Origin of the sequence: Campylobacter sp. S4:11, assembly GCF_024723695.1 — a bacterium.
GTDB lineage: Bacteria > Campylobacterota > Campylobacteria > Campylobacterales > Campylobacteraceae > Campylobacter_D > Campylobacter_D jejuni_C.
On record NZ_JANQDC010000010.1, the window covers coordinates 16489 to 38677 of the forward strand.

Consider the following 22189-nt stretch of genomic DNA (forward strand, 5'->3'; position numbering starts at 1 on the left):
TCATTCTTTAAACATTAGTTTGAGTATTATAAAATTTTTTTATAGCAATAATTTTAACTAAATTTTGATTTTATTTTTGCTAAAATCAAAATTTTATATACAATAAGGAAGCTTAAGCTATGGAAGAGAAGAAAATTTTATATACTAAAGACCCTTATAAAGAGCTTTTGATGTTTGCTTCTGAAAATAAATGCGAAGTTGAAGAGCTTGATTTTAGATTGTTAAGTTTTAGCACTTCTTATACTTATGATAATCAAAAATGGATAAAAGTTAATGAAAAAGAATTGAAAATTTTTGAAGAAGATGAAAAATTTTTAAATCATGATTTAAATATAGAACAAGAGTATAAAATAGAAATTTATTTTAAAAAATTTGTACGCTCACCAGCTTTTGAGATTAGTTTGCATACCAACGAAATCTGTACTTTATTAAAAGCTAATGTTAGAGCTAGTGAAGTTATTGCCTTTCATGATAAATTAGCACTAGAGCTTTTAGAGGCCATTTATAAAGCGATGATAAAAGAGAAGTATTTGCTTGGATTTAGGAATTTTGATTTTAAAAAACAAATTATTGATTTTAATACCAAAGTTAAGGAAAAACAAAAATTTGATTTTGAAGTTGAATTTGAAGTGTGTAAGGGAGTTGATCCACAAGAGCCTACAAATGAAGAAATTAAATATCACTATCTAGAAAATCTAAAAAAACACAATGACGTGATGAATAGAAATTATGTTGCACCTATAGGAAAAGATGAGGTGGCTATTGAGAAGATTAAGCCAAAAGAAGGTAGTGATGGTAAAGATTTAAGGTTTAAAATTTTAAAAACTCTTCCGCCAAAAACAAACAAAGAAAAAGTTATTTGTTCAGATAATTTTGAAACAAAAGAAGATGATGAAAGTATAAAATATATTGCCAAAAAAGATGGTTTTATTATCCAAAGAAAATCTATTTATGAGATAGAAAATTATTTGGAATTTAATAAGGTTGATTTTAAAAGTACAGGTTCTATTTGGGCGGGTTTTGATAAGCGAGTAATTGTTGTGATCAAAAACACTAACTCATTAGAGGATGCCGTAGGTCCTAGAATTACCGTAGAAGCTCAGGAACTAGAAGTTACTGGTAATATAGCTCAAGATTCTGTTTTAAGAGGTAAAAAAGTGGTTCTTAAGGGTAATATGCATCATAAAAGCACCATTATAGGACAAAAGGTTGAAGTTAATATTTTAAGAGGATATTGTGAGGCTCAAGAACTAGAAGCTGAAACCTTGGAAAATGGAATTATTAAAGCTAAAAAGGTAAATATTAAAAAGGCTATAGGTGGGGAGATTATTGCAGATGAAATTTATATACAGGAGCTCGGAGGAAATTGTTTTTGTAGTGCTAAAAGTCTAATTAATATTGAAAAAATTCAAGGAAGTGGCAATAAACTTGTAATTCAAGATCTTAAAGCTTTTGATAAAGAAAAAAGTGGAGAAGAAATACTTTTACATATTGAAGAGTTAAAAAAAGAGCAAGAAGCCTTAGCTAAAGAAATTGAAGATACTAAGCATATTATTCATGTTAGTAAAGATTCTGTAAGAATTTTACAGCAAAAAGTAAAAGAACTAATGAGCGCAAAAAGAGCTATACCGCAAGCTTATAAAGCTACTATTAAAGATTTTAATCAAAAAATCGAAAGTTTAAGTGTTTTAGCTAACAAAATAGAAACTTCAAAAGAAGAAGAAAAAGCAAATATAGAAAAACTTAAAAAAATTCAAGATGAACTTTTACAATCTAAAATTATTAATAAAAGCGGAAAATGGACAGATCTAAATGAAATTAAATTTAATTTGTTAAATCCTAGAAAAGTGCTAAGTTATCATCCTCATAGTGAGGAAAAAATCCAATGTTTTGAACTTGAAAAAATAGATACTGAAAATGGAACGAGCGTTTATGAAATTCGCTCTATTAGCAATTACAAGGAAGAAGCTAAATGATAGTGGCGATTGAAGGAATAGTGAGTAAAAAAGATCCTACTTTTGTAATTTTGAAAACTTCAAGTGGGGTAAGTTATGGTGTTTATGTGTCGCTTTTTTGTTCAAGTAATTTTGAAAAAGGTCAAAAGGTTGAGTTTTTAATCACTCAAATTATTAAAGAAGACTCTCATAAATTATATGGATTTTTAGACATTAACGAGCAAAGAATGTTTGAATTATTAATTAAAATTAGTGGTATAGGAGCAACTACTGCTATGGCACTTTGCTCAAGCTTAGATACTAATACTTTTTATGCAGCTTTGCAAAATGGCGATGAGAGTGTTTTTAAAAAGGTTCCTGGTATTGGTCCAAAGAGTGCAAAAAGAATTATAGCTGAGTTAAGTGATGCAAAAATCAATATAGAAAATTCCAATCAAGATCAAGCACAAGCTTTAGCAGCCTTACTTTCACTTGGTTTTAAACAAGAAAATATTTTAAAGGTTTTAAGAACTTGTGAGAGTAAAAATACTAGTGAGCTTATTAAAGAGGCTTTGAAAAAATTAGCATAATAAAAGGAAAAATATAATGATATATGGTGTAATTTTTGGTGCAAATTCTTATGAGCATGAAATTAGCATTGTGAGTGCTGTAGTGTTAAAAAAAGTACTCAAAGTGCAAAAAAAATTTATATTTTGTGATAAAAATAAGGAATTTTTTCTTATAGATGAAGAAAAAATGAATGCGAAAACTTTTAGTAGTGGTGCTTATAAAAAAGAAAAAGCCTTAGTATTAAAGCAGGGTGGTTTTTTTATAAAAACTATGTTAGGTGAGAAAAAACTTGACATTGATATAGTGATAAATATTGTACATGGAAAAGATGGTGAAGATGGCAAAATAGCTGCTTTGCTTGATTTTTATGGTATAAAATACATAGGACCGCGCATAGAAGCTAGTGTTTTATCTTTTAATAAAGTTTTAACTAAACTTTATGCACAAAGTGTAGGGGTGAAAACACTTGATTATATGGTTTTAAATTTGCATAAAGAGCAAAATGTTTCTTTAGATTTTCCTTGTATTTTAAAGCCTGCAAGATTAGGTAGTAGCATAGGTATAAGTATGGTTAAAGATGAAAGCGAGCTTAAATATGCTAAAGATGTTGCTTTTGAATTTGATGAGGATGTTGTAGTGGAACAATTTGTAAGCAATATTAAAGAATATAACTTAGCAGGTTGTATGATAGGTGAAAAAATGGAATTTTCTATCATTGAAGAGCCTAGAAAAAATGAAATTTTAGATTTTGAACAAAAATATTTAAGTTTTTCAGAAAGTTCCAAAGTCAGTGAAGCAAATATTAGTGAAGAGTTAAAACAAAAACTAAGGGATAATTTTATAAGAATTTATAATCCTTTGTTTAAAGGAGCTTTGATTCGCTGTGATTTTTTTGTGATAGATGATGAGGTTTATTTAAATGAAATCAATCCAAATCCAGGATCATTAGCAAATTATTTATTTGAAGATTTTACTAATGTGATTAATAATTTAGCTAAAAATATAGAATTAGAAAAGCAAATTAAGATTGATTATGCATTTATTCACAGCATTAATGGACAAAAAGGTAAATTATAATCATGGCTACTTTTAGCAAAGATGAAATTTATACTGCAACTGAAGTGGTAAGAAATTTCAGTACTATGCTTGAAAAAACAAAAAAGAGTGAAAATGGTAGGGTAGTGATTGTAAAAAACAATAAATTTGAAGCTGTACTTTTGAACTTTGAAGAATATGAGCGTTTAAATGAAGCTGTGATGCTTTTAGAAAAGATTTACAAAGATAAAAAAGGCTAGAAATGGCAAAAACTAGAGTATATTCTAATGGGTATTTTTATAATTTAAGTTATGAAATCATCAATCCAAAATGTGAAAAAACAATTCTTATTTTACATGGTTGGGGTGCTAATAAAGAGCTTATGAAACAAGCTTTTGAAAAACCTTTGAGTGATTTTAAACAAATTTATTTAGATTTGCCTGGTTTTGGAAATTCAAGTATAGATGCACCTATGGATTCTTATGCTTATGCCAAGGTTGTAGAAGATTTTTTAACTACGATAGAACAAAAAGCAGATTATTTAATGGGGCATTCTTTTGGCGGAAAAGTTGCGACTATTATGTGTCAAAATACTAATTTTCAAGGTTTGATTTTACTCTCTAGCGCAGGTGTAGTTTTACCAAAAAGTTTTAAAGTGAAATTTAAAATAGCCTTATTTAAAATTTTAAAAAATCTTCCTTATGGGGATTTTTGGAGGAAATTTTTTATTAGCAAAGACGCTCAAGGTATGAATGAAGTGATGTATGAAACCTTTAAAAAGGTTGTTAATGAAAATTTGGAAAATGAATTTCAAAAGCTTAAAAACCCTATTTTGATTTTTTGGGGTAATGAAGATAAGGCTACGCCTTTAAAAAGTGGAGCGATTATTCATTCTCTAGCACAAAAAGGGAAATTTTTTGCATTAGATGGAGATCATTTTTTCTTTTTAAAACATGCTGATTTTATAAATGAAAAAATACATGAGGAATTTTTAAAAAATGATTAGTATGATAGCTTTTTTAAGTTTGAATTTTTTACTTGGATTTTATCTGATTTTAGTCTTACAATGGTACTCTTATAAATTCTCACGTATAATTTTACATTTTGCTAAACCCTTGTGGCATTTATATTTTTTAATAATTCCTTATTTTGCTTTTGTGTTTTCTTTATATGGTGGAAATTTTTATTTATATTTTATAGTTTTTGCTTTATCTTTGCTATATGGTGGATACTTATATAAAAATTTAGATAAAAAGCTAGTTTTTACTGCTAGAATTAAGCGTTATTTTTTATTTCTATCGCTTTTTACTTTAGTATTTATGCCATTTTTTTGGATTGGTTTAGAAGCTTTAGTAGTCGCATTTTTATTAAGCTTTTTGGTAGAACAAATAAGCCAAAATACATTTATAAAAAAGGCAAATAAAAAGATTTGTGATAATCCAAATTTAAAAATTATTCTAATTACTGCAAGTTTTGGAAAAACAAGTATAAAAAATTTTTTATACGAACTTTTAAAAGATGAGTTTAGGTGTTATAAAACTCCAAGAAGTGTTAATACTTTTATGGGTATAGTAAAAGATATCAATGAAAATTTAGAAAATAATACTGAAATTTATATCGTAGAAGCTGGCGCAAGAGAACAAAATGATATTTTAGAAATTACAGAGTTTTTAAATCCTCAAATTTGCATAGTTGGTGAGATTGGTTTGGCGCATTTGGAGTATTTTAAAACTCAAGATAATATCCGCAGTGCTAAGTTGCAAGCTTTAAAATCAAAGCGTTTGGAAAAATACTTTTTACACTCAAGCACCTTATATGAAAATGAATTTTATGATGAGTATTTAAGTGACGTTAGAGCAAGTTTAGAAGGTTTAGATTTTAAAGTAAGATTAGATGATAGTATTTATGATTTTCATGCGAATTTATTAGGTGCTTTTAATGCTTATAATATTAGCGTGTGTATTTTACTTGCACATTATTTAGAAATTAAAATAGAAAATATTATAAAAAGCGTATCGAAATTAAAAGCAGTAGAGCATCGTTTGCAAGTGATTTCTAAAGAGCCTAAATTTATCATAGATGATGGTTTTAATGGAAATTTTAAAGGTATGAGTCAAAGCTATGAGCTTTGTAAAAACTATCAAGGAAGAAAAATTTTGGTAACTCCTGGTATAGTTGAAGTTAATGAAGAAGAAAATATAAAATTATGTAAGATAATCAATGAATGTTTTGATTTTGTAATTATTACTTCAGAGGCTAATAGTGTGATTTTGCAAAAATATATCACATTAGATTTTTATGTATTAAAAGAAAAATCTCAACTTGTACAAGCTTTATCAAAATTAACCCAAAATGGAGATTTGATTTTATTTTCTAATGATGCGCCAAGTTTTATGTAAAACCATTTAGCTTAAAAAGGCCAAATGGTCTCCATAAATTTTGTCCCCCAAGGCTTACGCGTTGATTTGTCAATATCACCTTCGGTTTTGTAAAGAATTTTTGCATCAGCTATGTATTTACTATCTATCATATTATCTTGAGAAATATCATAAGGTCTTATAACCCCACTTAACTGAATGATTTGTTTTTCTCCATTGATTAAAAGCTCACGACTTCCTTCTATAAAATAATTTCCATTAGATAAAACTTTAATCACTCTAGCAGAAATGGTGGTTTGGAAATTTTCACTTCTAGTTTGGCTTCCTGTGCCTTGATATTGTGAAGTACTTGCTGTGGTATAGCCTATATTTGTATAATCATTGATAAAATCTCTAGCTTTGCTAAGTCCAGCACCAGTGGTTATTTGTCCACCGCCTAAATTAACATTATTATTTTTACTTGTGGCTTTAGAGCCTTGTGAATTTTGCGTAGCATTCTCTCTAATGACTACGGTAACTAAATCATTTACATTCATTGCTTTTTTATCAGAAAATAAAGGATTATCTCCTTTACCAAACAGCGATCCAGGGTTACTTTGAGTATTGTTGTTCTGTTTAGGAGCTAGTTCTTCTACATAGGTAGGTGGTTTCATATTAATATGTGGATCGACTGTGGCGCTACAACCAAACATTACAAAAGGTAACAAGTAAAAATTAACATTTTTAAATTTCATAGCTTTATAACCTTATATTATTGTGATGAATTTTAAAATTATTATATTACAAAAAAACAATTATTTTGTTAAAAAAGAGGAAAAAATGAAATCCATGTTTTTATTAAATTGTGTTGATGAGAAATTTTTAACACAGTCTTTAGAAAAAGTTCAAGGTAAAATAGCTTTTTATTTTCCTGTTTTTTGTGAAAAGAAGAAAGAAAAAATTGCTTTAATATGTTCAAAAACCAGTTTCAAGTTAGATTTTTTTAGTAGTTTTGAAAAAAATGATTATCAAAGTAAATTTACTCAAAATTCAAATGATTTTTTTAAAAAAATAATTCAAGATTATGAAAAAATAAAAAAAGAAAATGATTTTGTTATAGTGGTTGGAGTAGATGATTTTGGCTTGATGGGTGATTTGAGTTTAAATATAGCCTTAGCTAAAGAGCTGAATGCTCCATTATATGCAAAAAGTCAAGATGAAAATCATACTATGTTAAATTTTTTATTAAGTCAAAAGCTTGATGGTTTTGTTTTATTAAAAGAAAATGAAGATTTTACTCAAGATTTATTACAAGAATACACTTATAAAACTCAGGCAAGATTTTCTTATGAGCTTTTTGAAAAAGCAAAAGCAGATAAAAAAATAGTAGTTTTACCTGAAAGTTTTGATGAAAGAGTATTAAAAGCTAGTGAGTTTTTAATGCAAAATGAGATTGTTGATTTGATTTTACTAGGTGATAGCAATGAAATTTGTGCTAAAGCTAATAGTTTAAATATTAATATCGATGGTGTACGTATTATAAATCCTAAAAATTCTCAATACAATGAAGAATTTGAAGAGCTTTTGTATGAAGCTAGAAAAAGTAAAGGTATGAGTAAAGAAGAAGCTAAAAAGTTAGTACAAGATAAAACATATTTTGCAACCTTGCTTGTACATACTCAAAAAGCGCATGCTATGGTAAGTGGTGCAAGTACAACTACTGCTGAAACTATTCGTCCTGCTTTGCAAATTATCAAAACAAAACCTGATGTGAGTTTGGTTTCTGGTATGTTTTTTATGTCTTTAGAAGATAAGGTTTTAGTTTTTGCTGATTGTGCTGTTATGCCAAATCCTACCCCTGAACAACTTGCTGAAATTGCTTATGTGAGTGCAAATAGTGCTAAAGCTTTTGGACTTGAACCTAAAGTGGCTTTACTTTCATATTCTAGTGGAGATAGTGGGAGTGGGGCTAGTGTGGATGCAATTAAAGAAGCTACTAAAATAGCTAAAGAAAAATATCCTCAACTTGAGCTAGAAGGCCCTATACAATTTGATGCAGCATATGATATGCTAACAGCAAAAAGTAAAATGCCAAATTCTAAAGTAGCAGGAAAGGCAAATGTATATGTGTTTCCTGATTTAAATGCGGCAAATATTTGTTACAAAGCAGTGCAAAGAGCAGCAAATTCTTTAGCGATTGGCCCGATTTTACAAGGTCTTAAAAAGCCAATTAATGATTTAAGTAGAGGTTGCTTGGTGGAAGATATTGTTAATACTGTGATTTTAAGTGCTATTCAAGCACAAGAATAAGGAGAAAAATGAAAATATTAGTTTTAAATTCAGGTTCATCTTCAATTAAATTTAAGCTTTTTGAAAAAGATGAAGCCCTAGCATCTGGTTTAGTGGAAAAAATAGGCGAGCAAAGCTCTAAAATAGAACTAAAAGATTTAAAAAGTGGTCAAAAATACCAAAAAGAATTAGCGATTAAAGATCATGAGCAAGGTATTGAATTAGTAAATGAATTATTTGCTCAAAGTGGAATTTTACATGATTTAAATGAGCTTGATGGGTGTGGACATAGGATAGTTCATGGAGGCCCAAATTTAACTAAACATTGTTTGGTAGATGATGAAATTTTAAAAGAAATTGATAGGGTTTCTCACATAGCACCTTTACATAATCCTGCACATTTAATAGGTATTAAAACTATGATAAAAGCAGCTCCAAAAGTTCCTAATGTGACAGTTTTTGATACAGCTTTTCATCAAAGCATGCCTGATTATGCTTATATGTATGCTTTGCCTTATGAGTTTTATGAAAAACACCAAGTAAGAAAATACGGCTTTCACGGTACTTCACATTCTTATGTAAGCAAGCAAGCTGCACATATATTTGGTAAGGATATTAATGAATTTAATGCAATTAGTGCTCATCTTGGAAATGGTGCGAGTGTTTGTGCTATAGAAAATGGAAAATGTGTAGATACTTCTATGGGTTTTACACCATTAGAAGGTTTGATTATGGGAACTAGATGTGGAGATATTGATCCTGCTGTGTTGCCATTTTTAGCAAAAGAATTAAATTTAAATCCATCTGATTTAGATACTATAATGAACAAAAAAAGTGGTGTTTATGGAATTTGTGGGTTTAATGACTTTAGAGATATTGAAGCGCAAATTGAAGAAAGTAACGAAAAAGCAAGACTTGCTCTTGATATGTTTTGTTATCGTTTGAGTAAATATATCGGTTCTTATTTTGCGATTTTGCCTAGAGTTGATGCGTTGATTTTTACAGCTGGTATAGGTGAAAATGATAATATTGTTAGAGCAAAAGTTTGTCAAAGACTAGCGCATTTGGGATTTGATATAGATTTAGATAAAAATGCACAACTTAGAAATGGTGAGATTAGTAAAAAAGACTCTAGAATTAAAATTTTAATTATTCCAACAGAAGAAGAATTAGAAATAGCTAAAATTACTACAGAACTTATTAAAGATAAATAAACCTTGAGTTTTAAACTCAAGGTTTATTTTAAAATGCAGGAACTACTGCGCCTTGGTATTTTTCATTGATAAAGTCTTTTACTTTTTGACTTTGTAAAGCCTTTATTAAAGCTTTGATTTTAGGATTATCTTTATTATCTTGAGTAGTTACTAAGATATTTGCATAAGGGCTTTCTTTGCTTTCTATTAAAATAGAATCTTTTACAGGATTTAAATTTGCTGATAAGGCATAGTTTGAATTAATCACTGCAAAATCAACATCATCTAAAGCTCTTGGAAGTTGTGCTGCTTTTAACTCTTTAAATTTGATATTTTTTGGATTATCTTTAATATCAAGTGGAGTTTTTAATGCGCTATTTTTAAAACTAACTAGTTTAGTGCTAGCGATAATATCTAAAGCTCTGCTTTCATTTGTCGGATCATTTGGTACAGCTATAGTAGCATTTTGTGGAAGATCTTGGATATTTTTATATTTTTTAGAATAAACAGCCATTGGTTCGATGTGAACTTTTGCAACGCTAATTAATTTTGTGCCTTTATTAGCATTAAACTCATCCAAATAAGGTTGATGTTGGAAGAAATTTGCATCAAGTTCTTTACTATCTGTACTAAGATTTGGTAAAATATAATCATTAAATTCTTTAATTTCTAATGTGTAACCTTCTTTTTTTAATAAATCTTTAGTTTGTTCTAAAATTTCAGCATGAGGCACAGGTGTTGCACCTACAGTGATAACTTCATTAGCAAATAAACTTGCACCTAAAATTGTGCTTGCAGCGAGCAGTTTTAACAATTTCATTTTAACTCCTTTTTATAGTTTTTAAAATATTTGATTATATTGTAAAAATATTAATAAGATAGGAAAAGTTTTATTTTTGTTTGTTTTTGTATTCTTTGGCAAAATGCTTGAGTTCTTTTATAAAATCCGCATAACCACCCTTATGCCAATTTTTTTGAGCCTTAATGAGTGCTTGTCCGATTTTGTAAGAATAAGTATTTTGGTTTTTAATACCTTCACTTTTATAATCATCATAGCTTGATAAAGGTGGAAGTTTAAGATAAGGTTTTGTCTTTAAATCTTTTTGGTATTGCTTGGCAAGCTTTGTGTGTTTATAATAAATCTTTAATAAAGTAAAAGGCAAAAAAGGAATTTTTTTCTTATTTTTAGCACATTCTATAAAAGCATAGCCTAGTTTGTATGATAAATGATATCTTGTGCGTTGGACGGATTGTTTATTATCTTTATAAAAAGATCCTGTATATTTACTTCCACCAAGTTTTAGCCATTTTTCATAATATTCTTGCCATTTAGGCCATGTTTGATTGCAAAATTTACTATTCCAAAAACGACTATTAGTTCCACAAGCATGAACTATAGAAGCATTTTGCGTAAGATTTGTAAGATAATGAGTACTTCCTGTGTATTTGTCTTTTAAATCTTTAACTTTAAAGTGATTTTCATAAGCCATTAAGGAAAAAATTCCTTGATCTTGCCAGTTTTTAGTATTTTGTGAAAGATAATTATAGATAAACTGATAACACTGTAAAGGATTTGGTATAAGATCAGTAAAAACTAAAATCCCTGTTTGATATACACGCTTATTATTATGATTTTTTTCTAAAGGTAGAGCTGTTTGAAGCAAAGTTTTACCTAATCTTGCACCAAAATGATATTTTCTAGCTCTTAATTTGCTAAGTTCATCTATACTTTTTAAAAGTAAAACATCAAAATCAAGATAAATAATACTTTCGCATTCATCTAAAAACTTAAAAGCTTCAAATCTTGCAAAAGCCATATGCGTCCATCTTTTTAAGAAAAATAAATTATTAATATCATTTTGATTTTTACTAAGAGTGGCTAAAAAATCTTCTTGGGTAAAAGGAAGAAATTTAATTGTTTTATTTTTAACAATTTTTTGCATGATATTTTGATCATTCAAGCTAAAACCATCATGTAAAATATAAAATATATCTACTTTCTTACCCATAACATCCATGATATTAATGAGTAAAGTTCCTATGGTAAAGCTTGAATTTTTAGTTGCTGCTAGCAAAATACCAAGTTTATATTTCATTGTTTATCTTTTGGTGATTTTATAAAGAATATTTCCTATAAATTGTATGATTTGAACTAAAACAATTAAAATCACAACAGTTTGAATCATAATATCAGTTCTAAAGCGCTCATAACCATAGCGAATGGCCACATCACCCAAACCACCACCACCAACAGTTCCTGCCATAGCAGAAAATCCTATTACGATGATTAAAATCAAAGTGATACCATTAATAATGCTTGGCAAAGCTTCACTAAACATTACTTTAAAGATAATTTGAGCTTTGCTAGCTCCATAAGATCTTGCTGCTTCAATGATAGCAGGATCAATTTCTTTAAAAGCACTTTCTATCATTTTGGCTAAATAAGGCGCAATTCCTATAGTAAGTGGTACTATCGTAGCAGTTGTACCTATACTAATACCAATGAGATATTTTGTAAAAGGACTTAAAACTACAATGAGTACTAAAAATGGAAAAGATCTTAAAATATTGATAATAAAATCAAGCACACTATAAATGCTTTTATTTTCCCACAAGCCACCTTTATCAGTAACAGTAAGTATAATTGCAGGGATAAGTGCGATTAAAAAAGCTAAAAAAGTGGCTGTAAAACTCATATAAAGAGTTTCTAGTAATGCTGGATAAAGTATATTTTCAAAATTTTTTAAAATTGTTTCTAAGTTCATTATACAAGCTCCCAAATAACGCCATTTTCTTGTAAATAATTTAAAACTCTTTCTTGATCTTTAGCTTCTATATTGATCACCAAATTTCCTAAAGCATTGTTGTTTAGTTTTTCTATCTTACCCCAAACTATATTAAAATCAATATTTAAACTTCTAGCCATATGAGTGATAATGCTTTGGTTTGCTTTTTCTTTGCAAAAATATAAGCGCACATTAACTCCATTTAGTGGTAAAAAATCACTCTCACCTAAGAATTCACGCATTTTTTCACTTGGCTTTAAGAATAAATCCTCGATTTTCCCTTGACCTATGATTTGTCCATGCTCTAATAATACAGCCTTTTGTGCTATTTGTTTTACTGCTTCCATTTCATGAGTTACTAATACTACGCTGATGTTAAATTCTTGATTGATTTCGGCAATAAGTTCTAAAATGTTATTTGTAGTATTTGGATCAAGTGCAGAAGTAGCTTCATCGCTTAGTAAAATTTTAGGATTTAAAGCAAGGGCTCTAGCTATGGCTACCCTTTGTTTTTGCCCACCACTTAGTTCATTTGGATAAGCCTTGCTTTTAGCTAAAAGCCCCACAAGATCTAAAAGCTCATTAACTCTTTTTTGAATTGTGTTTTTGTCAAAATTATGAATTTCTAAAGGCATAGCTACATTTTCAAACACATTTTTTCTACTCATAAGTGCAAAATGCTGAAAAATCATTCCTATATCTTTTCTAAATATTCTTAACTCTTTTTCTTTTAAGGTAGCTATTTCTTTACCAAAAACCTCTACGCTACCACTTTGATAATTTTCCAAACCATTAATACATCTTAGCAAAGTTGATTTTCCTGCCCCACTGTGTCCAACAAGAGCATAAATTTCTCCTTCTTTAACTTCTAAAGAAACATCATTTATAACTAATTCTTTGCCATAATATTTTTTAAGATTTTGTATTTTTATCACTTATTAGCCTTCTAAATTAGAAATTTCATCATTGATTTTTTCAAGTTGAGTTTTAATGCTTTCAAGTTGAGTTTTATTTTGCTCAACAACCGCAGCTGGTGCATTAGAGATAAATTTTTCATTTTTCATCATAGCATCTAACTTGTTAAATTCTTTTTCAAGTTTTGTTTTTTGACTATTAAGTCTATTTAAAACACCGTTTAAATCAAGATCTTGAGTTGGTATAAATACTTCTAAATTCTCGCTTACATCTCTAATGGATTTTTCTAAATTTGTATTGATAAACTCGATGTTTTCACATTTTGCAAGTGTTGAGATGAAATTAGTGTAATTTTTTAACTCAGCCATTAAACTCTCATCGTTTAATTTTATACAAGCTTTTTGAATTTTTGCATTTGCAAGTTCTACTAGGGTTTTTGCACGGCGTAAGCTTACTATACTTTCTATAATGATATTGAATAATTTTTCTATTTTTTCATCTCTAGAATTAAATTTAGGATATTTTGAAATCATTATAGATTCATGAGTTTGAATAGAAGTTTTGCTTAACTCATGGTATAAATACTCACTAATAAATGGCATAAAAGGATTTAAAAGCTTTAATGCTTCTTTAAAAATGCTTCCAAGTTCTTTTATACTTGATTTTTCAGCCTTGCTAAGCTCGATCCCCCAATCACAAAATTCATCCCAGAAAAATCTATACAAGGTGTTTGCCGCATCATTAAAACGGTAATTGTCTAAATTTTCTCTTGTTTCTTTTACACATACTTCAAAACGAGATAGTATATATTTTGCCAAGTTGGTTTGAATTTTACTTTTATCTAAATCTTCAAATTTTTCTTCATTTAAGAGTAAAAATTTGCTTGCATTATAAAGCTTGTTAGTAAAATTTCTAACTTGTATGAGTTTGTCATTGCTTAATTTTATATCTCTACCTTGGATAGCTAAAAGAGCAAGGGTAAAACGCAAGATATCAGCACTGTATTCATCCACGCTTTGCACAGGATCAATGACATTACCTAAAGACTTGCTCATTTTTCTACCTTGTTCATCTTTAACCAAAGCATGCAAATATATATCTTTAAAAGGAAGCTCACTTAAGGCATTAGTACTTTGAAACATCATTCTAGCAACCCAGAAAAATAAAATATCAAAGCCAGTGATTAATAAAGAATTTGGATAAAAGTCTTTTAAATCATCTTCACGCCAAAGTGTGTTTTTGCCCCAGTCTTTATTACCCCAACCTAAAGTACTCATAGCCCAAAGACCTGAAGAAAACCAAGTATCTAAAACATCAGGGTCTTGTTTGAAATTAGTGTTTTGGCATTTTGGGCATTGACTTGGAGTTTCTTCGCTTGCCCATTCATGGGAGCATTCGCAATAATACACAGGAATTTGATGACCCCACCAAAGTTGTCTTGAAATACACCAATCTTTTAAATCTCTCATCCAAGCATTAAAACTATTAATCCAATGTGCAGGGTAGAATTTACTTCCACCAAGATTAACTTTTTCTATACTTTCTTTTGCAATTTTATTTTTTACAAACCATTGTTTAGAAATGTAAGGTTCTACTACGTTTTTACAACGATAGCAATATCCTACTTGATTGGTATAATCTTCTATTTTTTCAACAAAGCCTTTTTCTTGTAATTCTTTTATAATAATATCTCTTGCTTCTAATCTTTCTAAGCCTTTAAAATGCAAGCAATGCTTATTTAAAATGCCTTTTTCATCAAAGATAGTAATAAATTCAAGTTTATGTCTTAAGCCTACTTCATAGTCATTATGATCATGTGCTGGGGTTACTTTCACAAAGCCTGTACCAAATTCCATATCTACATGCTCATCAGCAATAATAGGAATTTTTCTATCTATTAAAGGTAAAATGACATTTTTGCCTATTAAGTGTTTAAATCTTTCATCGTTTGGATTAACCATCACAGCGCTATCGCCAAAATAAGTTTCTGGTCTTGTGGTGGCTACTACGATGTATTCTTGAGAATTTTCTAAGAAATATTTTAAATAATATAATTTTCCTTTATTTTCTTTGTGTTCTACTTCTATATCACTTAATGCTCCATCATGGGTACACCAATTTACCATATAATTTCCACGCACAATAAGCTTTTTATCATAAAGATCTACAAAGGCTTTTTTTACTGCATTTACTAAACCTTCATCCATGGTAAAGCGCAAACGACTCCAAGCAGGAGTAATACCCAAAATTCGCATTTGCTTAACTATGGTACCACCGCTTTGTTCTTTCCATTCCCATACTTTTTTTATAAATTCTTCTCTACCGAGTTCTTCTTTTTTAATACCTTGAGCTAAAAGTTGTTTTTCTACAACATTTTGTGTTGCAATACCTGCATGATCAAGTCCTGGCTGATAAAGAGTTTTATAACCATCCATTCTTTTATAACGCGTTGTGATATCTTGTAAAGTACAAGTTAGAGCATGGCCTATATGTAAAACACCTGTTACATTAGGTGGTGGCATCATAATACAAAAGTTTTTGCCTTTTTCTTGAATTTTTTCATTACCATTGATTTCAAAATATCCGCGTTCTTCGCAAATTTTATAATATTCTTTTTCTAGTGATTTATCATACATAATTGTTACCTTGAGAATGAAAATAAATTGTTATGTTAGCTTAAAATTGTTAAAGAAGTTTTGAAATTTAGAAATTAGTTATAAAAAACTAATTTCTACTTTACGATTATTTTGTCTTTGAGAATCGGACTTATCTTTAGTAGGATAGGTGTCTTTTCCTAAAGATTCTATTTCTATAACCTCAGTAAAACTAAAGAAATGTTTAGCCACATTCATTGCTCTATTTAGTCCTATCATATAGTTTGCAAAAGTACTACCTCTATCGTCTGCATAACCTTGAATTTTAACTCTTTTGAGTATATCTTCTCTTGCTAGGTTTTGATTGATTTTTTCAAGTAGATTTTCATTGCTGTATTCACTATATCCATTTCTTTCAAATAAAAATTTCAAATCAGAAATTTTAACATCCACATAATTGTATTTTTTCTTATTTTTAGCAAAAACAATATCTTTATTATATATGCTTAATTTCATATTGTCATTTGAAAGCATATCGATAAAAATAGTTAAATTATAATCTTTGGAATTAGCTTTAACAGGATTAATCATTTCTTTTAACATATCAATTCTATAATCACTTAAACTTTTTCCATCTAATACATAAACTTTAACAAAATCATCACTTAATCTTGGCTCATATCTACTAGTTTTACCTTTTGCAATGTATTCTTGCATAGTATTTTTATATTTTGTTGTTTTTTCTTTTTTTACGCTTGTTTGTTTGTTGTTTTCAACGAGAACTTTTTGTTCTTCTTGGGCTACTTTAGGTGCAATAATTTCATTTTTAGAAATTTCGGCTGTGTTTGTTTGAGTCGTTGGCGTGACTTCTTGAGTGCTTGTATTTTCATCTATGATAGGATTATTTTGCACTGGAGTTTCTTCTTTTAAAGACTCCGGATTTATTTGCTGTGATGGATAATAAGTATTATCACTTATATTATTTCTTTCTTGATTGTATTGAGTACTTGGCGGAGTGTAGCTTTGATAAGAACTACTTTTTTTATAATCATATACATAAGTATTTGAATCATCTTCAAAATACCACATATAAAAACCAATACTAGCGCCTATTAGCACCACAAAAGCTATACTAAAAGCAATAATACTTTTCATTTTTATCCTTTGTGAAGTCCTTAAAAGGACTTTGATTATTTATAATTTTTAATAGAATTTTCTAAAATTTCACATGCTTTTTCAATGTCTGCAAATTCTTTTACTTTTACCCATTTATTAGGTTCAAGCATTTTATATGTTTCAAAGAAATTTTTGATTTTATCTAAGCTTGCTTTTGGTAAATCATCTAAACTTTTAATATTATCATATCTTGGATCAATTTTACTTACAGGAACAGCTAGTAATTTTTCATCCATACCGCTTTCATCTTCCATTAACAATACTCCTATTAAACGACAAGGAATCACAGCTCCTGCTTGGATAGGGTATTCATTTAATACTAAAACATCAATAGGATCGCCATCATCTGCAAGAGTATTTGGTATAAAACCATAGTTTGCTGGATAAAACATAGCTGAATACATCACGCGATCAACCATGATAGCTCCGCTTTCTTTATCAAGCTCGTATTTAATGTTTGATCCATAAGGAATTTCAATAACTGCATTAAGTTTGTTTGGTACTTCTCCAACTTTGATTTTGCTAATATCCATTTTTTATCCTTTATTTTAATAAATCATTGATTAAATTTTTCATATCAGTTACGATAGCTTCAATACTTCTTTCACCATTGATTACATGGTGGATATTTTCTTTAGTATAGAAATTTGTTATTTCTTTTAAAGGTTCTAAATAAACTTTCATTCTATTATTGAAAACTTCTTCGTTATCATCAGCACCTCTAGCACGTCCTAAAACTCTTTCTCTAGCAACTTCTTCACTAACTTTAACTTCTATAACACCTTTTAAATTTACTTCATTTTGATTTTTTAATACCTTATCAAACTCAAGCATTTGTTCAACACTTCTTGGATAACCATCTATTAATATAGTATTAGTTGGTGCATTTTTTAAAGCAGTGATGATAGTATTAACTACTACTTCCAAAGGAACTAAATTTCCTTTAGAAATAAAACTATCAATAGTCTTTCCAAGCTCACTACCACTAGCCACTTCTGCTCTTAGTAAATCACCTGTAGAATAATGAGTAATGTTTGCATCATCTTTAGCTATGATGCTTGCATCGGTTGTTTTACCACTACCTGGTGCACCTATGATTAAAAATAATTGTTTCATTTAGTATTCTCCCTTAATCTTATACCTAGTTCTCTCATTTGTTCATTGCTTACTTCGCTTGGAGCTTGAGTCATAAGACATTGTGCTCTTTGGGTTTTTGGAAATGCTATGACTTCTCTAATGCTTGAAGATTTTGTTAAAAGCATGATAAGTCTATCAAGGCCTATCGCTATACCACCATGTGGCGGTGCTCCAAAGCTTAATGCATCAAGCAAGAAGCCAAATTTCTTTCTTTGTTCTTCTTCATCAATATTTAAAAGCTTAAAGACTTTTTGTTGGATAGGGCTTTTATGAATTCTTATGCTACCACCACCTAATTCTACACCATTTAATACCACATCGTGTGCAATAGAATTAATTTCTTCTAAATCTTGCTCATCAATATTTTTTGGCATAGTAAATGGATGGTGCATTGCAGAATAGCTTCCATCATCATTTTGCTCAAACATAGGAAAATCAATAACCCATAAAAATTCTAATCTATCCTCATCAATAATTTTCATTTCATCAGCAAGGAATAATCTAAATCTACCCATATAATCAAGCACAGTTTTCTTAGCTCCTGCACCAAAAAATACTACATCTCCAACTTCTAATTCACATCTTTGAATTAAAGCATTCAAATCCTCTTCGCTAAAGAATTTACAAAGTGGACCCTTAGGACCATCTTCTTTCATTTGTATGAATGCAAGTCCTGCTGCTCCAAATTTGCGCACAAATTCTTCAAATCTTTGCATTTGGCGTTTAGAAAAAATCGTATCGCCTTTTGGAACTCTTAAAGCTTTAATACGATTTTTCTTTGTGTCTTTTGCAATATTTGCAAAAATTTCGTTATTTGATTTTGCAAAAATATCAATCACATCAATAAATTTCATATCAAATCTTAAATCAGGTTTATCAGAGCCATAATTTTCCATAGCTTCTTTGTAACTCATTTGTCTAAAAGGTATGCTAATTTCTTTTCCGCAAGCTTTGAAAATATCTTTGAGTAAATTTTCTGCCATAGCTATGATATCTTTTTGCTCACAAAAACTCATTTCTATGTCTATTTGAGTAAATTCAGGTTGACGATCTGCTCTTAAATCCTCATCTCTAAAACATTTTGCAATTTGAAAATATCTATCAAATCCTGAACACATTAAAAGTTGTTTGAAAAGTTGAGGACTTTGAGGCAGGGCATAAAATTCACCTTGATGTACGCGTGATGGTACTAAATAATCCCTTGCGCCTTCTGGAGTTGCTTTAGTTAAAATAGGGGTTTCAACCTCTAAAAATCCCATTTTTGCTAAAGAATTTCTTGTTGCAATACAAGCAGTTGATCTTAGAGCAAAATTATCATAAAGTTTTTTGCTTCTTAAATCTAAAAATCTATATTTTAATCTTAATTCTTCATTTACACTTTCATCGCCTATAGCAAAAGGTATTACAGCACTTTCATTTTCAATAGTAAGTTTGCTTATAACAACTTCTATTTCTCCGGTTTTTAATTTTGGATTTACAAGTCCTTCACCACGTGGGCGAATTTTACCTTGTGCTATTAAAACATATTCATTTCTCACCGATGAAGCTATATTATGTGCTTCTTGATTATCTGCAGGATCACATACTAACTGTATAAGTCCGCTACGATCTCTAAGATCGATAAAAATTACACCTCCATGATCACGGTAAGAATTTACCCAACCACATAATGTTACTTCCGCGCCAACATTTTGTATGTTAAGCTCTGTATTATAATGAGTTCTCAAAATTTTTCCTTAGCTTAATTTTGTTCAATTTTGTTATTATAGTATTTTATTCTTTTGCTTAGCTAAGTTTTGTTATAATTTTTTTATGAAAAAAAATATAAATATAGAAAAAATTCAAAAAATAGGCTTATTTTGCAGGTTAAATACAAATTTAAATGAGCAAATTGCTTTTTTAAAAACAATTTTTTTGCAAAAAAATATAGAGCTTGTGTTATTAGATCAAGAAAAAATTAATCTAAAAGATTTAAAAAAATTAGATTTTTTGATTTCTCTAGGTGGGGATGGCACGCTTTTATCTTTATGCAGACAAGCTTATCAAGCAAAAAAGCCTATTTTAGGTATAAATGCAGGAAATTTAGGTTTTTTAACTGCTTTTTCTTTTAGTGAGGTAGAAAGTTTTTTTAAAGATTTTTTTAAAAATGATTTTAAAATAGAAAAAGCCAAAATGCTTCAAATATCACTTTGTAAAAAGAATAAAATCATTAAAAAATTTGCTTTTAATGACGCAGTTTTTTCTCGTGATAATGCTTTAATGGCAAATGTGGAAGTTTTTTTTGAAAATAAACTTTTTAATGCTTATTATGGAGATGGTTTAATCATAGCTAGTTCAAGTGGTTCAACTGCTTATAATATTAGTGCAGGTGGGCCTATAGTACATCCTTGGAATGAAATTTTTGTTCTAACTCCAGTTTGTTCTCATTCTTTAACTCAAAGGCCTATAGTTTTACCTTATGGTTTTGAACTTGAATTAAAAGTTGAGCATTGTTTGTTATATTTAGATGGACAAGAAGTGATTGATCCTAAAGAATATGATAAAATTCTTATAGGACTTAGTAAAAAAGAACTTAGTTTTATACATAAAAAAGATAGAGATTATTTCCAAGTTTTAAAAGAAAAGTTAAATTGGGGTAAGTAATGATAGAAAGCATTTTAATTAAAGAAAATTTAGGTTTTAAACAAGCAAAATTAGACTTAGAAGCTGGACTTACTGTTTTTACTGGCTTAAGTGGTGCTGGAAAGTCTGTGCTTTTTAAGGCTATTTTAGCAGCGTTTGCTTTAAGTGAGAGTGAAGCTAAAATGGTGGAAGTTTTATTAAATGATGAGCTTGAGTTAGATGAGTTTGGTATTGAAAATGAAGAAATAAATGTATTTAAACTTTTAAAAGATAAAAGTTCACGTTATTTTATCAATAATCAACTTATTTCAAAAAAGAATTTGGCTTTACTTTCTAAGAAATTTGTAAAACATCTTTCAGCTAAAGAAAATAATGAGTTTTCAAATGAAAGGTTTTTAAACTTACTTGATTTTATGCAATCAAAAGAAGATAAGAAATTTCAAGATTTTTTAAATGAATATAAAAACATTTATAAAGAATATATAGAAAATAAAATTAAATTAGAAAAAATCCAAGAAGAAGAAAAAAAAGTAGAAGAGTTAAAAGAATTTACTAGCTTTGAAATACAAAAAATCCAAAGTATTAACCCAAAAATTGGTGAATTTGATGAATTAATGAGTCTTAAAAAAAGGCTTTCAAAAAAAGACAAAATTGATGCTGCTTGGAATAGGGCAAGTAGAATTTTTGAGTTAGAATCAGCAGTGGTTGAAGCTTTACAAATTAGTGATGTTGATAGTTCATTTTTTTCAGAATGTTTAAATGAGTTAAGGGTGGTATGGGAAAATCAAAGTTTTGATGATTTTGATTTTGACATAGAAGAAGTGCTTGATAGGATAGAAAAACTTTCTTCTTTGATTTCAAAATATGGAAGCATAGAAGAAGCTTTAGAAGCTTTAGGGAAGAAAAAAGCAGAATTAGCTCATTATGAAAATTTAAGTTTTGAAAAAAAGGAATTAGAAGAAAAAGTACAAAACACTAAAATACTTTTAAATGAGAAAAGTCAAAAATTAAGCACTTTGCGTAAAAAAAGATTAAAAGAGCTTGAAAAATTACTTAATTTTTATCTTGAAAAACTTTATATGAAGGAAGTTAAATTAGAACTTAAAGACTGTGCTTTGAGTGTTTTAGGTAAAGATGAAGTGAGTTTAAATATCAATGAAGCTAGTTTGAAAAATTTAAGCTCGGGTGAGATAAACCGTCTAAGACTTTCTTTTATTGCAACTGAATGTAATGTCACTAATAAGGCTAGTGGGATAATATTTTTAGACGAAATTGATGCAAATTTAAGTGGCAAAGAAGCTATGAGTATAGCTGAAGTATTAAAAGAACTTGCAAAATTTTATCAAATTTTTGCAATTTCACATTTACCGCAGCTTTCATCAAAAGCAAGTAATCATTTTTTAGTAGAAAAAATAGGAAATGAAAGTAGGGTAAGAAAAATAGAAAAAGAAGAAAGAGTAAGAGAGCTTGCTAGAATGGTAAGTGGGGAAAATATCACACAAGAAGCTTTGGAATTTACTAGAACTTTACTTTAAAAATAAAAAGTAAATTTCTATATGATATAATTATATTTTAAATTGT

The 22189-nt window shown here is 28.9% G+C and carries 19 protein-coding genes and 1 pseudogene; 10 read left to right on the plus strand and 10 right to left on the minus strand.

What is annotated here, in order from left to right; genetic code table 11:
• The first annotated feature begins 119 nt into the window (after positions 1 to 119).
• The 6 genes from CAMP5053_RS04850 to CAMP5053_RS04875 are packed head-to-tail and all read left to right on the plus strand — an operon-like array spanning position 120 to position 5938.
• Positions 120 to 1976: a flagellar assembly protein A gene (locus CAMP5053_RS04850; RefSeq protein WP_214126288.1), complete on the plus strand. Its 1857-nt coding sequence runs from the start codon at positions 120 to 122 to the stop codon at positions 1974 to 1976.
• Positions 1973 to 2524, plus strand: coding sequence for a Holliday junction branch migration protein RuvA (gene ruvA / locus CAMP5053_RS04855; RefSeq protein ID WP_039628233.1), 552 nt, complete (start codon positions 1973 to 1975; stop codon positions 2522 to 2524). Before CAMP5053_RS04850 ends, ruvA begins: the two co-directional genes overlap by 4 nt.
• A 16-nt stretch (positions 2525 to 2540) precedes the next feature.
• Complete coding sequence (locus CAMP5053_RS04860; protein ID WP_337217378.1) at positions 2541 to 3581, plus strand: D-alanine--D-alanine ligase; 1041 nt, start codon at positions 2541 to 2543, stop codon at positions 3579 to 3581.
• Positions 3582 to 3583: 2 nt separating this feature from the next.
• Positions 3584 to 3799 (plus strand): type II toxin-antitoxin system Phd/YefM family antitoxin, encoded by a 216-nt coding sequence (locus CAMP5053_RS04865; protein ID WP_087699049.1) that lies wholly within the window; start codon positions 3584 to 3586, stop codon positions 3797 to 3799.
• 2 nt (positions 3800 to 3801) lie between these two features.
• Positions 3802 to 4545, plus strand: a complete 744-nt coding sequence (locus tag CAMP5053_RS04870) for an alpha/beta fold hydrolase (RefSeq protein WP_087699048.1) — start codon at positions 3802 to 3804, stop codon at positions 4543 to 4545.
• The gene (locus tag CAMP5053_RS04875; RefSeq protein ID WP_337217379.1) at positions 4538 to 5938 is read left to right on the plus strand and encodes a UDP-N-acetylmuramoyl-tripeptide--D-alanyl-D-alanine ligase; all 1401 of its coding nucleotides are present in this window, start codon (positions 4538 to 4540) and stop codon (positions 5936 to 5938) included. Before CAMP5053_RS04870 ends, CAMP5053_RS04875 begins: the two co-directional genes overlap by 8 nt.
• A gap of 11 nt (positions 5939 to 5949) precedes the next feature.
• Here the strand turns inward: CAMP5053_RS04875 and flgH are convergent, their stop codons facing one another.
• Positions 5950 to 6651 carry a flagellar basal body L-ring protein FlgH gene (flgH, locus tag CAMP5053_RS04880; protein ID WP_039668276.1) on the minus strand — a complete coding sequence of 234 codons (702 nt, stop codon included), beginning with the start codon at positions 6649 to 6651 and terminating at the stop codon, positions 5950 to 5952.
• Between the two features lie 85 nt (positions 6652 to 6736).
• Here flgH and pta point away from each other — a divergent pair, with 85 nt between their 5' ends.
• Positions 6737 to 8206, plus strand: coding sequence for a phosphate acetyltransferase (gene pta / locus CAMP5053_RS04885; RefSeq protein WP_337217380.1), 1470 nt, complete (start codon positions 6737 to 6739; stop codon positions 8204 to 8206).
• A gap of 8 nt (positions 8207 to 8214) precedes the next feature.
• Positions 8215 to 9399 (plus strand): acetate kinase, encoded by a 1185-nt coding sequence (locus CAMP5053_RS04890; protein ID WP_337217381.1) that lies wholly within the window; start codon positions 8215 to 8217, stop codon positions 9397 to 9399.
• A 28-nt stretch (positions 9400 to 9427) separates the two neighbouring features.
• On the opposite strand, the gene CAMP5053_RS04895 is transcribed toward CAMP5053_RS04890, so the two are convergent.
• From CAMP5053_RS04895 to aspS, 9 genes and pseudogenes are all read right to left on the minus strand, one after another.
• A complete protein-coding gene (locus CAMP5053_RS04895; RefSeq protein WP_337217382.1) occupies positions 9428 to 10198 on the minus strand; it encodes a MetQ/NlpA family ABC transporter substrate-binding protein in 771 nt (256 codons plus the stop codon).
• 70 nt (positions 10199 to 10268) lie between these two features.
• Entirely contained in the window at positions 10269 to 11474 is a 1206-nt protein-coding gene (locus tag CAMP5053_RS04900) for a glycosyltransferase (RefSeq protein ID WP_337217383.1), read from the minus strand.
• Between the two features lie 9 nt (positions 11475 to 11483).
• Positions 11484 to 12146: pseudogene (locus tag CAMP5053_RS04905) on the minus strand (methionine ABC transporter permease); the annotation flags it as partial.
• Entirely contained in the window at positions 12143 to 13099 is a 957-nt protein-coding gene (locus CAMP5053_RS04910) for a methionine ABC transporter ATP-binding protein (protein ID WP_337217384.1), read from the minus strand. The pseudogene CAMP5053_RS04905 and the gene CAMP5053_RS04910, both read right to left, overlap by 4 nt.
• Positions 13100 to 13102: 3 nt before the next feature.
• Entirely contained in the window at positions 13103 to 15715 is a 2613-nt protein-coding gene (locus tag CAMP5053_RS04915; RefSeq protein WP_337217385.1) for a valine--tRNA ligase, read from the minus strand.
• Positions 15716 to 15793: 78 nt separating this feature from the next.
• Entirely contained in the window at positions 15794 to 16828 is a 1035-nt protein-coding gene (locus tag CAMP5053_RS04920) for a hypothetical protein (RefSeq protein WP_337217386.1), read from the minus strand.
• A gap of 35 nt (positions 16829 to 16863) precedes the next feature.
• Positions 16864 to 17382, minus strand: a complete 519-nt coding sequence (gene ppa, locus CAMP5053_RS04925; RefSeq protein WP_337217387.1) for an inorganic diphosphatase — start codon at positions 17380 to 17382, stop codon at positions 16864 to 16866.
• 10 nt (positions 17383 to 17392) lie between these two features.
• Positions 17393 to 17965: an adenylate kinase gene (locus CAMP5053_RS04930; RefSeq protein ID WP_087699035.1), complete on the minus strand. Its 573-nt coding sequence runs from the start codon at positions 17963 to 17965 to the stop codon at positions 17393 to 17395.
• Positions 17962 to 19713, minus strand: coding sequence for an aspartate--tRNA ligase (gene aspS, locus CAMP5053_RS04935; RefSeq protein WP_214100081.1), 1752 nt, complete (start codon positions 19711 to 19713; stop codon positions 17962 to 17964). The genes CAMP5053_RS04930 and aspS overlap by 4 nt, the downstream gene beginning before the upstream one ends.
• 85 nt (positions 19714 to 19798) lie before the next feature.
• Between aspS and CAMP5053_RS04940 the strand changes: the two genes are divergently transcribed.
• Positions 19799 to 20629, plus strand: a complete 831-nt coding sequence (locus CAMP5053_RS04940; RefSeq protein ID WP_337217388.1) for an NAD(+)/NADH kinase — start codon at positions 19799 to 19801, stop codon at positions 20627 to 20629.
• Entirely contained in the window at positions 20629 to 22143 is a 1515-nt protein-coding gene (locus tag CAMP5053_RS04945) for an AAA family ATPase (protein WP_337217389.1), read from the plus strand. Before CAMP5053_RS04940 ends, CAMP5053_RS04945 begins: the two co-directional genes overlap by 1 nt.
• The last annotated feature ends 46 nt before the right edge of the window (positions 22144 to 22189 follow it).